Below are 14,570 nucleotides of genomic sequence, written 5' to 3' on the forward strand. Positions count from 1 at the left end.
TGATGACCGGACCGATCCTCACGCGCCGCGAAGGCGGCATTCTCGAAGTCACGATCGACCGGCCGAAGGCCAATGCCATCGACCTGAAGACCAGCCGGGTGATGGGCGAGATCTTCCGTGATTTCCGCGACGACGACAGCTTACGCGTCGCGATCATCACCGGCGCCGGTGAAAAATTCTTCTGTCCGGGATGGGACCTGAAGGCGGCCGCCGATGGCGACGCGGTCGACGGCGACTATGGCGTCGGCGGTTTCGGCGGCATGCAGGAGCTGCGCGACCTCAACAAGCCGATCATTGCGGCGATCAACGGCATCTGCTGCGGTGGCGGTCTCGAAATCGCGCTGTCGACCGATCTGATCCTTGCCGCCGAACACGCGACCTTCGCGCTACCTGAAATCCGCTCCGGCACAGTTGCGGACGCCGCCTCAATCAAGCTGCCGAAGCGCATCCCCTATCACATCGCCATGGACATGCTCCTGACCGGTCGCTGGCTCGACGTGGCGGAAGCCCACCGCTGGGGCTTCGTCAACGAGATCCTGCCGGCAAACAGGCTGATGGAGCGCGCCTGGGAGCTCGCCCGCCTGCTCGAAAGCGGACCGCCGCTGGTCTACGCCGCGATCAAGGAAGTGGTGCGCGCCGCCGAAGGCGAGGCCTTCCAGACGACCATGAACAAGATCACCCAACGGCAGTTCAAGACGGTCGACATTCTCTATTCTAGCGAAGACCAGCTGGAGGGCGCACGCGCCTTCGCCGAGAAGCGCGACCCCGTCTGGAAGGGCCGCTGACAGACCCCGCCATCCTTGGTGGCGCAGGGAACCGAGCCGGGCGACCGGCATTGAGACGTGACGAGACGCGCGGGCAAAGCCGCGCGCCATAAACCACGCGTCCATAAGCCAAGCTTATGGAAATAAATTGTAATTTAGGGCGTTACAAGATCGGTTCCAGCGACTACGCTTATCGATCTGAAGCTAATGCGCCCGGTCGACGAAAGGAGAACGAAACCCGACGAAACAAGAAGCGGCCGCCCGGGCCGATCCGAAATGCCATCGATACAATGGCTGTACGCAGCAATCTCTAACAACCACAACGAACGGCGAATGCCGACAAAGAAGGGAACAGGGGAATGAGCGATTACAAGGATTACCTCACACAACAGGTCATGCTCGGCAAGATGAACCGGCGCGAGTTTCTCGGCCGCGCAGCCGCTGCCGGCATTCTCGCCTCGACGGCAGGCACGCTGTTCGCCACCAGCGCGGCGGCGCAGGAGCCGAAGCGCGGCGGCCATCTGAAGCTCGGCCTCGAAGGTGCCGCCGCCACCGACTCGAAGGACCCGGCCAAGGCGCTTTCGCAATTCATGTTCGTCGTCGGACGCAACTGGGGCGACATGCTGGTCGAAAGCCATCCGACGACGGGCGCACCGGTGCCGGCACTTGCCGAATCGTGGGAGCCCTCGGCCGACGCCTCGACCTGGACCTTCGCCATCCGCAAGGGCGTGAAGTTCCACGACGGCAAGGAGCTGACGCTCGACGACGTCATCAAGACGTTGCAGCGCCACACCGATGACAAGTCGGAATCGGGCGCACTCGGCGTGATGAAGTCGATCAAGGAAATCAAGGCCGACGGCGGCAAGCTCGTGCTGACACTCACGGAAGGCAATGCCGACCTGCCGCTGCTGCTGTCCGACTACCACCTTATCATCCAGCCGAACGGCGGTCTCGACAGTCCCGACGCGATGATCGGCACCGGCCCCTACAAGGTGACGAGCTTCGAACCCGGCGTTCGCGCCACCTTCGAAAAGAATGCCGACGACTGGCGCACGGATCGTGGCTATGTCGATTCCGTCGAACTGATCGCCATGAACGATGCGACGGCCCGCATCGCCGCCCTCTCCTCCGGCCAGGTGCACTTCATCAACCGAGTCGATCCGAAGACGGTCAACCTGTTGAAGAGGGCGCCCACTGTCGAGATCCTGAACACGTCGGGCCGCGGCCACTACGTGTTCATCATGCATTGCAACACGGCGCCGTTCGACAACAACGACCTGCGGCTGGCGCTGAAATACGCGATGGATCGCGAAACCATGGTCGAGCGCATCCTCGGCGGCTATGGCAAGGTCGGCAACGACTTCCCGATCAACGACACCTATGCCCTCTTCCCTGAGGGCATCGAGCAGCGCGCCTATGACCCGGACAAGGCGGCCTTCCACTACAAGAAGTCCGGCCATAGCGGCTCGGTGCTGCTGCGCACCTCCGACGTCGCCTTCCCAGGCGCGGTCGACGCGGCGGTGCTCTACCAGGAAAGCGCCAAGAAGGCCGGCATCGAAATCGAGGTCAAGCGCGAACCGGGCGACGGCTACTGGACAAACGTCTGGAACGTCCAGCCCTTCTCGACGTCCTACTGGGGCGGCCGCCCGACCCAGGACCAGATGTATTCCACCGCCTATCTCTCGAACGCCGACTGGAACGATACCCGCTTCCAGCGCGCCGATTTCGACAAGATCCTGCTCGAGGCCCGCTCCGAGCTGGACGAAGCGAAGCGTAAGGAGATGTACCGGACCATGGCGATGATGGTGCGTGACGAAGGCGGTCTGATCCTGCCGATGTTCAACGACTTCGTGAACGCCTCCACCAAGCAAGTGAAGGGCTACGTGCACGATATCGGCAACGACATGTCGAACGGCTATGTCGCAACCCGGGTGTGGCTGGACGCATGATGATGGAAAGCGGACCGCTCACTGGTCCGGTTCCGACGGACGGGAGCGCGGATGGAACCCATCCGCGCCCTGCCGAACTTTCCGGAGTACCAGCAAAACCCAACCCTGCGGATGGTGAAATCGGCGGCACCTTCTGGCGCCGCTTCACCTTCCGCCGCCCGCTCGCGGCGCTGATCCTGCAGCGCCTGGGCCTGAGCGTCGGCCTGCTCTTCGCCGTGTCGCTGATGATATCAGGCGGCATCGAGGCGCTTCCCGGCGACTTCGCCACCACCTATCTCGGCCAGTCCGCAACACCGCAGGCGGTCGAGAACATCCGCAAGGATCTCGGCCTCGACAAGCCCTGGACCGAGCGCTACCTGTCCTGGCTCGGCGGCGCCGTTCAAGGCGATTTCGGCACTTCCTGGGCCAGCAAGAATTCGGTCGGCGAGCAGATCGGCAAGCGCCTCGGCAATTCGCTGTTCCTCGCCTTCTTCGCAGCGCTCATATCCGTGCCGCTCGCCGTCGGCCTCGGCATGCTGGCGGTCCAGTTCCGCAACAGGCTGCCGGACAAGATCATCAACGTCGTGTCGCTCGCGGCCATCTCGCTGCCCGAGTTCTTCGTCGGCTATCTCCTGATCATGTTCTTCGCCGTCAAATACGGCATCGCGACCTTCCCCGCGACCGTCTATGACAGCATGAGCTTCACCGAACGTCTCTCGGCGATAGCACTTCCGGTCGCGACCCTGGTTCTCGTCGTGCTCGCCCACATGATGCGCATGACCCGAGCCGCGATCTTGAACGTCATGTCGTCGGCCTATGTCGAGACGGCGGAACTGAAGGGGCTCAGTGCCTTTCGCATCATCGCCAAGCACGCTGCTCCCAATGCCGTTGCGCCTGTCATCAACGTCATCGCCCTCAACCTCGCCTATCTCGTCGTCGGCGTCGTGGTGGTCGAGGTGGTCTTCGTCTATCCCGGCATGGGGCAATACATGGTGGATGCGGTGACCGTGCGCGACATGCCGGTCGTTCAGGCCTGCGGCCTGATCTTCGCCGCCTTCTACATCTTCCTCAACATGGCGGCCGACATTCTCGCGATCATCGCCAACCCGAGACTGAGGCATCCGCGATGAACCTGAGATCCATTCCCTTCAGCGCCTGGGTCGGCATCGCCGGCATCGCCCTTGCGATCTTCTGTGCCGTCTTCGCGCCCGTCATCGCCCCCTTCGGCGAACGCGACGTCGTCGGCGACATCTGGCTTCCGGCCGGCGGCGACTTCCTGCTCGGCACCGACAATCTCGGCCGCGATCTGCTGTCGCGTCTGGTCTATGGCGCCCGCACCACGATCTTCGTGGCGCTAGCGGCGACCGTGCTCTCCTTCTCGCTGGGCATGCTCCTGAGCTTCACGGCGGCCGTTGTCGGCGGCTTCACCGACCAGTTCTTCTCCCGCTTCAACGACCTGATGATGGCGATCCCGACGCTGATCTTCGCCCTCGTCGTTCTCGCCGTGCTGCCGCAACATCTGTGGATCCTGATCCTGGTCATGGCAGTGCTCGACAGCACCCGCGTCTTCCGCATCGGCCGCGCCGTGGCACTCGACGTCGCGGTCATGGAATTCGTCGAAGCCGCGAGGCTGCGCGGCGAAGGTTCGCTCTGGATCATCTTCCGCGAGATCCTGCCGAACACGCTGTCGCCGCTGCTCGCCGAATTCGGCCTGCGCTTCGCCTTCTCGATCCTGTTCCTCTCCACCCTCTCCTTCCTCGGCCTCGGCATCCAGCCGCCGTCCGCCGACTGGGGCGGCATGGTCAAGGACAACAAGGATGGCATCATCTTCGGCATTTCGGCGGCCCTGATCCCGGGCGCGGCAATCGCCACGCTGGCGATCTGCGTCAACCTCGTGGTCGACTGGCTGATGAAAAGAACCTCGAGCCTCAAGGGAGGACGCGGCGATGCCTGAGATGCTTTCCGTCAAGAACCTCAAGATCGAAGCGACCAGCTATCCGCCGGGCGAACCGCCCAAGGTCGTGACCCTCGTCGAGGGCGTCTCCTTCGACGTTGAGAAGGGCAAGGTGCTCGGCCTCATCGGCGAATCCGGCGCCGGCAAGTCGACCATCGGGCTTTCGGCGCTCGCCTATGGTCGCGGTGGCGTGCGCATCACCGGCGGCCAGGTCCTGCTCGACGGCAAGGACATCCTGACGCTCGACAAGAACGGTATCCGCTCGATCCGCGGCGCCCGCGTCTGCTACGTCGCGCAATCCGCGGCGGCGGCTTTCAACCCGGCCCACCGGCTTGGTGACCAGGTGATCGAGGCTTCGGTTCGCCACGGCATCATGAGCCGTGAGGAGGCGAAGAAAAGGGCGCTCTATCTGTTCCGGGTGCTGGGCCTCCCCAATCCGGAAACCTTCGGCGACCGCTATCCGCACCAGGTCTCCGGCGGCCAGCTCCAGCGCGCAATGACCGCCATGGCGCTTTGCCCCAATCCGGAGCTGATCGTCTTCGACGAGCCGACGACGGCGCTCGACGTGACAACCCAGATCGACGTGCTCGCCGCGATCAAACACGCGATCGAGGAGACGCATACGGCAGCGCTCTACATCACCCATGATCTCGCGGTGGTCGCCCAGATCTCCGACGACATCATGGTGCTGCGCCACGGCAAGACCGTGGAATACGGCACTACCAAGCAGGTGATCGAGGCACCGCGGGAGGACTATACCCGCGCGCTCGTCAGCGTCCGCCAGACCAAGCGCGACGAGGCGGCCGACCAGACCGGGGCGCAGTTGAAGATCGAGCATGTCAGCGCCGGCTACGCCAACGGCTTCAAGGTGCTGCACGACGTCTCGATGCATCTGCCCAAGGGCCAGACGCTGGCGATCGTCGGCGAAAGCGGCTCGGGCAAATCGACGCTCGCCCGGGTCATCACCGGCCTCTTGCCGCCGACCGAGGGCCGCATCAGCTTCGAGGGCAAGGAACTGCCGCGGGCCTTGAAGGGCCGCAGCAATGACGAGCTTCGCCGCATCCAGATGATCTACCAGATGGCCGACACGGCGATGAACCCGCGCCAGACGGTGCGCGACATCGTCGGCCGGCCGCTCTCCTTCTATTTCGGCATGCACGGCCAGAAGAAGTCGGAGCGGGTCAAGGAACTCTTGGACCAGATCGAGATGGGCAGCCGCTTCCTCGATCGGTATCCGGCCGAGCTGTCCGGCGGGCAGAAACAGCGCGTGGCGATCGCACGCGCCTTGGCCGCCAAGCCGGAGCTGATCCTCTGCGACGAGCCGACCTCGGCGCTCGACCCGCTGGTGGCCGAAGGCATCCTGAATCTGCTTTTGAAGCTTCAGGAGGAAACCGCTGTTTCCTATGTCTTTATCACCCACGACATCGCCATCGTCCGGGCGATCGCCGACAGCGTCGCGGTCATGCATCGCGGCCGCCTCGTGCGCTTCGGGCCGAAATCGAAGGTGCTGTCGCCACCCTTCGACGACTATACCGACCTGCTTTTGAAATCGGTTCCGGAAATGGAGATCGGCTGGCTGGAGCGCGTGCTGAAGACGCGAAGGATGGAAAGCGCCGGAAACTAAGGCAATTCCAGGAAAAGTGTGAAACGGTTTTCCGTCCGGAATTGCGCAATTTCAAACAGTTGGAGCAATTCGCTGTTTCAATGAAACAGTGAATTGCTCTAGGGCCATCGCGGAAAATGCGCGTTGCCTGTTGTGGGACGCAATCTGAAGGGAAGCCGGCTGCACAGAGGCGATCGGCTTCCCTGCCCCCAATGCTCGGTTTCCGGGATCCGCCGTGTCACGACCCGACGGGCGCAGTCACGCTTCGCATGAGCTCGCGTCAATGCTCCCAGAAATGCTTCTTGACCTCGGTATCGACCTGCTTTTCGGTCAGGCCGATATCATCGATCAACTCCGGCGAGTCGGCCGCCATATGGGCAAGCTGATCGCGGTAGTGCTGACGATCGTCCCACATGGCAAAGAGACGCTTCGGGTGAAACCACTTGGTGATGCGGCCATCGCCGGGCTCGGATGTCTGCTCAACGTCCTCGGATACGGAGTGGTAGAAGTCGGACATGCCTGACAGAAGCTTGCTCATGGTCGTCCTCCCGCGTGATGTTCAGCGCAAACTCTAGCCTCATAGGACTATGCGGCAATCGCACATGTGCAGTGTTTTGCTTCCAGCATTTGTAGTATTTTGCTGGAGCCGCAGCAGAACCGAACCGGTGAAACGACAAGGAGGCAGGTATGACCCGCATCCTGAGGCGTCGCTTTGTGCCTGCGATCCTGTCGGATCGCGAGCGTGCAGTCGCCGAACGCTTTGCTGCCGGCCTGACCTACCGCCAGATCGGCGAAGCGCTCTGCATCGCGCCATCGACCGTGCGCAGCCATCTCGCGACGATCTATGGCAAGCTTGGCGTTCGCAACAAGATCGCGCTGGCGTCAGAGATAGCCGGACCAAGGGAGTTAACGACCGCGGCACCGGCAGAGCAAGGGCCACCGGTCCTCGCCCTGTTCCCGATCGAAAGCCTGAACGAAGAGCGGCGCTGGCGCCGGTTTGCCGACGGCCTTTCGTCGGATATCTGCGTCGATCTCGCGCGCTACGCGGATCTGCCCGTTGTCGCCTTTCACACCATGAAGCTGCTCGGCAATCGTGCGGAGAGCTACGACGACCATGTCCAGGCCATCGGCGCGACCTATGCGGTGACCGGCCAAGTGCGCGCCGACGACCGGCAGGTGCGGCTGACGATCCAGCTCTCGGAAACGCGCTCCGGTATGACGCTCTGGAGCGAACGCTACGACCGGCCGATCGGAGACATACTCGCGCTTCAGGACGATTTGACGGAGAGCGTCGTCAACGCGCTGGCAGGCTGCTTCGGCAAGCTGGCCGCCCTCAGGCGCAATGCCAGCCGCAAGAAGGCCCCCTCGAACCTGCATTCCTACGATTACTATCTTCTCGGCGTCGAAGAGCTCAACCGGTTCAGCGCGGAAGGAAACGCCGCGGCAATTCACCTCCTCACGCGGTCGCTCGAATTGGACCCCGCACGGGTAAGGGCCTGGACCGAACTGGCCTATGCCTACTCCGTCCAGGCCTGCAACGGCTATGGCATCGACTTTGATACGACCATCGGGAACTGGCGATCGGCTATCGAGGAGGCCTTGCGCCTCGATCCGGCAAACCCGTTCGCCCATACCTGCCTTGGCGATCTCAAGGCGTGCCTCGGCGACCTCAAAGGTGCCGCCGACGCCCAGGCGCACGCGTTCGAGCACGGCAAGCACAATGCCGATACCCTGGCGCTCTTGGCCGGCAGCAAGGCTCTGGTGGCCGGAAATCCGGCCGAAGCGATGCCGCTAATCGAGAAAGCGTTGTCCCTCAATCCCTTGGCACCGCCCTGGTACTACGGCATGCTCGGTCGCGTGCTCTTCGTCATCGGCCGTCATGCGGAGAGCCTTTCGGCGCTGGGACGCAGTTCACAGGAATCGCCCAATACGCTGATGTTTCAGGCCATGGGACACGCCCGTATCGGAGAGACCGAAGAAGCGGCAAGCGCCGCATCACGGTTACGCACCGAGTTCCCGGACTTCTCCGTCGAGCGCTTCATCGCCGGTTACCCGGTCACCAACCCGCCGGCGCTCAAAGCCGTTCAGGAAGGAGCCCGGCTGGCGATGCTCGACTGACGGCGCAATCTCACTTCTGCCGGCAATCGACGTCGCCCACGCGCTGGGCGGCTTCGCCTTCAAACGTCACAGACGGTTCTGCCTTCGCGGCGCAATCGCCCTTGGCGCCAGCACCCGCGCGGAAATGCACGACCGGCTGACCCTCGATCATGATGCTCGGCACCACCTCGTAGAGTTCCGGCGGGCAATTGGCGACGTCGGAGAGCCTGAGCGCCGGCTGGCCGCCGATCATCACGCTGGAGGCGCCCGAAAGCGCGCAGGACGGGATCGGCGCCCGCGCCTCCTCGGCCATTGCAGACGGAGCCGGCACGGCGAACCAAAGGCAGGCGGTGACGGCCGCTACAGCTTTCATGATCTCTCCTCCAATTGTCCCCTTGCCGGTGCAAGCTATGACACGGCCGCGCCCCCGCCTCAATATTCGGTCGGCACGGTCAAAGGCTCGGCATCGGGCGTATCGAGGAAGGCGCGGACCGTCTGCGGCATGTGTCGCGAACCGAAGGAAAGCACGCCGCAGCGCGAGAGCATCTGGCGCAGATCCGGCTGAGCCCCAAGAGATCGCCAGATCATCCGAGACGCATAGGGCAGGTTCTCCTTGCGCCAGGAGACCCCCATGGTGGTGCCACGCAGATAGACGCGCTGGTGCACTTCGAAAGGCAGAAGGATCGTCTGCGCCAGCATCGGCTCGCGCCCGATGCTGCGCTCGGCGACGAAGATGCGGTTTCGCCAGAAGGTGACGAGACCGACATATTTCGAGAACTGCTGGATCTCGTTTTTCGGGTCGCGGATGCGCTCGATCGATTTCACCCGGATCGAGCCGGCCTCCTCGTAGATCCGGGCGCAGGAGCACACAACCAGCCCCGGCCAGGAGAGCGAAACATGGTAAGTCTGATAGTAGCCGATATGGCGCCTCAAGCCCGCGATGTCGCCGGGAAAGCCTTCGAGCAGCAGACCGGCGTCCGAGCGATCGCGGTCCGGTCGCGTCATGCGCGCCTCGAACTGTTTTGCCGGCAGCGCGAAGTCCTCGGCCGCCAGTCCGAAGAAGCGGGCGATGCGCGTGACATTGTGCGGTGACGGCCGCGCTTCGCCACCGATGTAGCGATTGAACTGCTGCCGGTTGATGCCGATCTCACGGCAGATCTGCGAGATCGAGCGCCGCGTCGAACAGGCAAAGCGAAGATTGGCCGAGAAGATGTCGATGTCCTGCACTGCGCTACCCGCCCTCACCTTGGCGCCAACCACCTTGATAGAAGCCGGCGGCGAAGGGATAGCGTAAAAGAGCGTAAAAAAGCGTCAAGTCGCGAAATTGTGCACGCGCCTGCAGCCATTAGGTTTCCTCGATAAACATTATACCAAAGGGAACCTTGAAATGACCGAATTCACGAAGCGACCCGACGGCCTTCTCGTCCCCGCGAGCATGGCTTCGACCGGCATCAGCCGGCGCGGCTTCCTGGCGGGTACCGCAGCGCTCGGACTTGCGGCCGGCCTCGGCGCAACGCTGGCGGCAGGCGACGCGCGCGCGCAGGAGCCAAAGCGCGGCGGCCATCTGAAGCTCGGCCTCAAGGGCGGCGCCACCACCGATTCGCTCGACCCCGCCGCCTATAGCGGTTCCGTCTCCTTCGTCATCGGTCACCTCTGGGGCGATACGCTGGTCGAATCCGACCCGAAGACCGGCGCGCCGCTGCCGGCCCTTGCCGAATCCTGGGAGCCTTCGGCGGATGCGTCGCAGTGGACCTTCAAGATCCGCAGCGACGTTAGTTTCCATGACGGCAGCAAGCTGACGGTCGCCGATGTCGTTGCGACCTTGAAGCGCCATGCCGACGAAGGCTCCAAGTCCGGCGCCCTCGGGCTGATGCGCTCCATCAAGACCATCGAGGAAAAGGGCGGCGCGCTGGTGCTGTCCTTGAGCGAGGGCAATGCCGACCTGCCGCTGCTTCTGACCGACTATCACCTGATCATCCAGCCGAAGGGCGGCGTCGACAACCCGGCCTCGCCCATCGGCACCGGCCCCTACAAGCTTGCAAGCTACGAGGCAGGCCTGCGCGCCACCTTCGAGAAGAACGCCGCTGACTGGCGCTCCGACCGCGGTTTCGTCGACTCGGTCGAGATCATCGTGATGAACGACACGACGGCGCGCATCGCCGCCCTTTCTTCCGGCCAGGTTCACTTCATCAACAACATCGACCCGAAGACCGTGCCGCTCTTGAAGCGGGCGCCGCGCGTCGAGATCCTCCGGACCGCGGGCAAGGGTTTCTATAGTTTCCTGATGCATTGCGACACCGCGCCCTTCGACAACAACGATCTCCGGCTGGCGCTGAAATATGCGGTCGACCGCCAGGCGATCCTCGACCGGGTGCTCGGCGGCTTCGGCACGCTCGGCAACGACTATCCGGTCAACGGCAACTACGCACTGGCGCCTGAGGGCATCGAGCAGCGGGCCTATGACCCCGACAAGGCCTCCTTCCACTTCAAGAAGTCCGGCCACGACCGGCCGATCCTCTTGCGCACCTCCGACGCCGCCTTCCCGGGTGCGGCGGACGCTGCCGTGCTCTTCCAGGAAAGCGCCAAGAAGGCTGGCATCGAGCTCGAAGTGCGGCGCGAGCCCGAGGACGGCTACTGGACCAATGTCTGGAACGTGCAACCCTTCTGCGCTTCCTATTGGGGCGGCCGTCCGACGCAGGATTCGCGCTACTCGACCTCCTATCTCTCGACCGCCGAATGGAACGACACGCGCTTCAAGCGCGAGGACTTCGACAAGCTCCTGCTTCAGGCCCGCTCCGAGCTCGACGATGCCAAGCGCAAGGAAATGTACCACAGCATGGCGATGACGGTGCGTGACGAAGGCGGCTTGATCCTGCCCGTTTTCAACGATTACGTGAACGCTGCCTCGGCTTCGCTCAAGGGCTTCGTCGACGACATCGGCAACGATCTTTCCAACGGCTATGTCGCAAGCCGCGTCTGGTTCGACAGCTAAGCAATTCCACGTTCGGAAGTGCCCGAAAGAACAAAGATAGAGTGCTAGAACGACATGTCAGAACGTGAATTCACTGTGATCGAAAACGAATGGATCCGGCTGAAAGACGGCACCCGGCTCGCCGCCCGCATCTGGATGCCCGCCGGCGCGGAAGCCGCGCCGGTTCCGGCCGTGCTCGAATACCTGCCCTACCGCAAGCAGGGCGGCACGAGTGTCCGCGACGAGTCCACCTATCCCGTCTTTGCCGCCGCCGGCATTGCCGGCGTGCGCGTTGACATCAGAGGCTCCGGCGAAAGCGATGGCGTCATCGATGGCGAGTACACGCCGCGCGAGCTTTCGGACGGCTGCGAGATCGTCGAATGGATCGCCGCGCAGCCCTGGTCCAATGGCAAGGTCGGCATGATGGGCATTTCCTGGGGCGGCTTCAACTGCCTGCAGGTCGCAGCCCTGAAGCCGCCGGCGCTGAAAGCCGTCATCTCCATCGCCTCGACGGTCGACCGCTACAACGACGACATCCACTACAAGAACGGCTGCCACCTATCCGCCCAGCTTTCCTGGGCGGCGACCATGCTCGGCTACCAGTCGCGCTCGCCCGACCCCGCAATCGTCGGCGACCGCTGGAAGGAAATGTGGATGGAGCGGCTGGAGAACGAGCCCTATTTCATGGAGGAATGGCTGAAGCACCAGCGCCGCGACGCCTTCTGGCAGCACGGCTCGATCGCGGAGGATTTCGGAAGCGTCGAGGTGCCGGCACTCGTCATCGCCGGCTGGGCCGACGGTTACCGCAACACGCCCTTGAAGGCAGTCGAAGGTCTCGGCGACCAGGCGAAGGCCCTGATCGGGCCCTGGGTGCACAAGTATCCGCATTTCGCCTTCCCGAAGCCGCGCGCCGATTTTCACGGCGAGGCGATCCGCTGGTGGAACCGCTGGCTGCGCGACGAGAAGAACGGCGCCGAGGACGGCCCGCAGGTGCGCGCCTATATCCTCGATGGCCCGCGCCCGTCGCTCCGGCGCGACAGCGATCCCGGCCGCTGGGTGGCGAAGGACGCCTGGGCATCGCCGGAGATGCAGCTTTTCGGCGTTTCCCATGACGGGCGGCTGACGCCTTCGGCCGGCGGCACCGGCATCGGCGAGATCTACCTGAAATCGCCGCTCGATACCGGGACGGCATCCGGCGAGTATTTCACCCTGAAGCCCGACGCCGAAATGGCCGGTGACCAGCGCATCGACGACGCCGGCTCGCTTGTATTCGAGACGGCGCCGCTGCTTGCCGCCGCCGACTATCTCGGCCAGCCGACGCTGACCGTCGATGTCAACTGCCAGGCGGCAACCGCCAACCTCGCCGTGCGCCTCGTCGACGTGCATCCGGATGGCACCGCGACCCGCGTCGCCTTCGGCGTCCTGAACCTTGCGCATCGCGACGGCAACGCCCAGCCGCGGCCAGTGGAACCGGGTCGCAAGACGCGGGTGACACTCGTGCTCGACGCCTGCGGCTATCGCTTCCGCGCGGGCAACCGCATTCGCGTGTCGCTCTCCACCTCCTACTGGCCGCTGATCCTGCCATCGCCGACGGAGCCGGGCCTCACGATCGATACATCAAGCCTGTCGCTGGCGCTTCCGCTGCTTGGCGCTCACCGCGAAATCGCCGTGCCCGAGCCGGAAAACCCCGATCCGCTGCCGAAATACCGCGAACTGACACGCGGTACATCGAGCCGCACCGTCGAGCGCGACATGACCCACGGCATGACCCACTACCGGATCTACGAGGACACCGGCCTCTCCGAACATCCTGAGACCGGCCTTGCCACCCAGGACATCCGCGACGAAACCTGGTCGATCGCGCCCGACGATCCGCTCTCGATGATCGGAACCTCGACCTGGACCTGTGTCGCCAAGCGCGACGGCTGGTCGGTGCGCACGGTCTCGACCTCGACGCTCCACTGCACCGAAAGCGAGTGGATCACCGAGGCTGAAGTCGTCGCCTATGAGGGTGACAGGCAGATCTTCGAGAAGCACTTCAAGAAGCGCATCCCTCGCGATTTCATGTGAGGTGCGCGCCAGGAACGGGCGGGCCGTTGGCCGCCGCCACGCCCGGTCCGGCAGCACTCTCTTGACTTCATCGGCAAGTCATTGTACCAATCGGTAAACACTTGACCGATTGGTACACAAATGCGCCACTTCTTCTCGCGTCACCAGCCTCCCGTTCATATCAACCGCGGCCTCATCGCCGGCATCGGCGGCCTTGTCGCCATTGCTGCCGTAGGCGCGCTCACCAATCTTGTCGGCCATCCCATGCTGATGGCGCCCTTCGGCGCCAGCTGCGTGCTGATTTTCTCGGTCGCATCAAGCCCTCTGTCGCAGCCGGCCAATGTCGTCGGCGGCCATGTCGTCGCCACCCTCGTCGGCCTGGTCTTGAGGGCCTTTTTCCCCAACGAATGGTGGGCGGTGGCGATCGCTGTCGGCGCGGCGATCGCGCTGATGGCGGCGCTGCGCATCACCCATCCGCCGGCGGGCGCCAATCCGCTCGTCGTCTTCGCCGCCGATCCCGGTTTCGAGTTCCTGCTCTTCCCGGTGCTCACCGGCTCGCTGATCCTCGTCGCGGTCGGCGCGCTGTTCCACCGCTTCGCCCGGGTCGAGTATCCGCTTGTGAGGAAACCGGCATGAGCCGCATCGTCGCCGAACGTCAGGACGTCATCGCCACGCTGGCGGAAATCTTCCGCGAGCATGGCTATGACGGCACCAGCCTCAGCCTGATCACCGAAAAGACCGGCCTTGGCAAAGGCAGCCTCTACCATTTTTTCCCCGGCGGTAAGGAGGAGATGGCCGAGGCCGTGCTCGGCGATATCGCCGCGTGGTTCCGCACCCACATCTTCGAAGCACTGCGCCACGCCGAAGATCCGGCGCAAGCGCTGGAGGCAATGTTTGCGGGCGTGGACAACTATTTCCGCCAGGGCCGCAGGCTCTGCCTGATGGGCGTGATCGCCGCAAGCGGCGCGCACGACCGTTTCGCTCGCGAACTCAACGGTTACTTCTCCGACTGGCGCGCCGATCTCGCTGCGACGCTTGAACGCGCCGGCACGCCAAAGGCGGAATGCAACCCGCTCGCCGAGGAAATCGTCGGCGGCATTCAGGGGGCGTTGATCCTCGCCCGCAGCCTTGACGATCCCGGCGCCTTCGGCCGGGTGCTCGCCCGGCTGAAGACGCGGTGCCTGCCCTTCCCGCCAAATTGACA

At 63.9% G+C, this 14,570-nt stretch carries 13 protein-coding genes; 10 read left to right on the forward strand and 3 right to left on the reverse strand.

Going from position 1 to position 14,570, the window contains the following annotated elements:
* Positions 1 to 2 precede the first annotated feature (2 nt).
* The 5 genes from IB265_RS11270 to IB265_RS11290 all read left to right on the forward strand — a co-directional run bounded on the left by IB265_RS11270 (position 3) and on the right by IB265_RS11290 (position 6,270).
* Complete coding sequence (locus IB265_RS11270) at positions 3 to 785, forward strand: carnitinyl-CoA dehydratase (RefSeq protein WP_057253307.1); 783 nt, start codon at positions 3 to 5, stop codon at positions 783 to 785.
* 338 nt (positions 786 to 1,123) lie between these two features.
* Positions 1,124 to 2,713, forward strand: coding sequence for an ABC transporter substrate-binding protein (locus IB265_RS11275; RefSeq protein ID WP_057253305.1), 1,590 nt, complete (start codon positions 1,124 to 1,126; stop codon positions 2,711 to 2,713).
* The gene (locus tag IB265_RS11280) at positions 2,713 to 3,822 is read left to right on the forward strand and encodes an ABC transporter permease (RefSeq protein WP_057254364.1); all 1,110 of its coding nucleotides are present in this window, start codon (positions 2,713 to 2,715) and stop codon (positions 3,820 to 3,822) included. Before IB265_RS11275 ends, IB265_RS11280 begins: the two co-directional genes overlap by 1 nt.
* Complete coding sequence (locus tag IB265_RS11285) at positions 3,819 to 4,646, forward strand: ABC transporter permease (RefSeq protein ID WP_057253303.1); 828 nt, start codon at positions 3,819 to 3,821, stop codon at positions 4,644 to 4,646. The genes IB265_RS11280 and IB265_RS11285 overlap by 4 nt, the downstream gene beginning before the upstream one ends.
* Positions 4,639 to 6,270, forward strand: coding sequence for an ABC transporter ATP-binding protein (locus tag IB265_RS11290; protein ID WP_057253301.1), 1,632 nt, complete (start codon positions 4,639 to 4,641; stop codon positions 6,268 to 6,270). The genes IB265_RS11285 and IB265_RS11290 overlap by 8 nt, the downstream gene beginning before the upstream one ends.
* A gap of 259 nt (positions 6,271 to 6,529) precedes the next feature.
* Here the strand turns inward: IB265_RS11290 and IB265_RS11295 are convergent, their stop codons facing one another.
* Positions 6,530 to 6,787 carry a DUF1127 domain-containing protein gene (locus IB265_RS11295; RefSeq protein ID WP_057253298.1) on the reverse strand — a complete coding sequence of 86 codons (258 nt, stop codon included), beginning with the start codon at positions 6,785 to 6,787 and terminating at the stop codon, positions 6,530 to 6,532.
* A gap of 149 nt (positions 6,788 to 6,936) precedes the next feature.
* Between IB265_RS11295 and IB265_RS11300 the strand changes: the two genes are divergently transcribed.
* The gene (locus tag IB265_RS11300) at positions 6,937 to 8,367 is read left to right on the forward strand and encodes a LuxR C-terminal-related transcriptional regulator (RefSeq protein ID WP_057253296.1); all 1,431 of its coding nucleotides are present in this window, start codon (positions 6,937 to 6,939) and stop codon (positions 8,365 to 8,367) included.
* Positions 8,368 to 8,377: 10 nt separating this feature from the next.
* Here the strand turns inward: IB265_RS11300 and IB265_RS11305 are convergent, their stop codons facing one another.
* Together IB265_RS11305 and IB265_RS11310 are read right to left on the reverse strand one after the other, a co-directional pair.
* The gene (locus IB265_RS11305; protein WP_057253294.1) at positions 8,378 to 8,719 is read right to left on the reverse strand and encodes a PAAR domain-containing protein; all 342 of its coding nucleotides are present in this window, start codon (positions 8,717 to 8,719) and stop codon (positions 8,378 to 8,380) included.
* A gap of 59 nt (positions 8,720 to 8,778) precedes the next feature.
* Complete coding sequence (locus tag IB265_RS11310; RefSeq protein WP_057253291.1) at positions 8,779 to 9,573, reverse strand: helix-turn-helix transcriptional regulator; 795 nt, start codon at positions 9,571 to 9,573, stop codon at positions 8,779 to 8,781.
* Between the two features lie 208 nt (positions 9,574 to 9,781).
* On the opposite strand from IB265_RS11310, the gene IB265_RS11315 reads away from it, so the two are divergent.
* From IB265_RS11315 to IB265_RS11330, 4 genes are all read left to right on the forward strand, one after another.
* Positions 9,782 to 11,338 carry an ABC transporter substrate-binding protein gene (locus IB265_RS11315; protein WP_057254362.1) on the forward strand — a complete coding sequence of 519 codons (1,557 nt, stop codon included), beginning with the start codon at positions 9,782 to 9,784 and terminating at the stop codon, positions 11,336 to 11,338.
* Between the two features lie 54 nt (positions 11,339 to 11,392).
* Complete coding sequence (locus IB265_RS11320) at positions 11,393 to 13,387, forward strand: CocE/NonD family hydrolase (RefSeq protein ID WP_057253290.1); 1,995 nt, start codon at positions 11,393 to 11,395, stop codon at positions 13,385 to 13,387.
* 120 nt (positions 13,388 to 13,507) lie between these two features.
* The gene (locus tag IB265_RS11325) at positions 13,508 to 14,002 is read left to right on the forward strand and encodes an HPP family protein (protein WP_057253288.1); all 495 of its coding nucleotides are present in this window, start codon (positions 13,508 to 13,510) and stop codon (positions 14,000 to 14,002) included.
* A complete protein-coding gene (locus IB265_RS11330) occupies positions 13,999 to 14,568 on the forward strand; it encodes a TetR/AcrR family transcriptional regulator (RefSeq protein WP_057253286.1) in 570 nt (189 codons plus the stop codon). Before IB265_RS11325 ends, IB265_RS11330 begins: the two co-directional genes overlap by 4 nt.
* The last annotated feature ends 2 nt before the right edge of the window (positions 14,569 to 14,570 follow it).

This window comes from Ensifer sp. ENS10, assembly GCF_014852025.1.
Taxonomy (GTDB): domain Bacteria; phylum Pseudomonadota; class Alphaproteobacteria; order Rhizobiales; family Rhizobiaceae; genus Ensifer.

Coding starts and splice junctions, on each gene's coding strand:
- IB265_RS11300 (WP_057253296.1), top strand. CDS start 6,937: ATGACCCGCATCCTGAGGCGTCGCTTTGTGCCTGCGATCCTGTCGGAT.
- IB265_RS11285 (WP_057253303.1), top strand. CDS start 3,819: ATGAACCTGAGATCCATTCCCTTCAGCGCCTGGGTCGGCATCGCCGGC.
- IB265_RS11305 (WP_057253294.1), bottom strand. CDS start 8,719: ATGAAAGCTGTAGCGGCCGTCACCGCCTGCCTTTGGTTCGCCGTGCCG.
- IB265_RS11325 (WP_057253288.1), top strand. CDS start 13,508: ATGCGCCACTTCTTCTCGCGTCACCAGCCTCCCGTTCATATCAACCGC.
- IB265_RS11315 (WP_057254362.1), top strand. CDS start 9,782: ATGGCTTCGACCGGCATCAGCCGGCGCGGCTTCCTGGCGGGTACCGCA.
- IB265_RS11330 (WP_057253286.1), top strand. CDS start 13,999: ATGAGCCGCATCGTCGCCGAACGTCAGGACGTCATCGCCACGCTGGCG.
- IB265_RS11320 (WP_057253290.1), top strand. CDS start 11,393: ATGTCAGAACGTGAATTCACTGTGATCGAAAACGAATGGATCCGGCTG.
- IB265_RS11275 (WP_057253305.1), top strand. CDS start 1,124: ATGAGCGATTACAAGGATTACCTCACACAACAGGTCATGCTCGGCAAG.
- IB265_RS11295 (WP_057253298.1), bottom strand. CDS start 6,787: ATGAGCAAGCTTCTGTCAGGCATGTCCGACTTCTACCACTCCGTATCC.
- IB265_RS11270 (WP_057253307.1), top strand. CDS start 3: ATGACCGGACCGATCCTCACGCGCCGCGAAGGCGGCATTCTCGAAGTC.
- IB265_RS11280 (WP_057254364.1), top strand. CDS start 2,713: ATGATGGAAAGCGGACCGCTCACTGGTCCGGTTCCGACGGACGGGAGC.
- IB265_RS11290 (WP_057253301.1), top strand. CDS start 4,639: ATGCCTGAGATGCTTTCCGTCAAGAACCTCAAGATCGAAGCGACCAGC.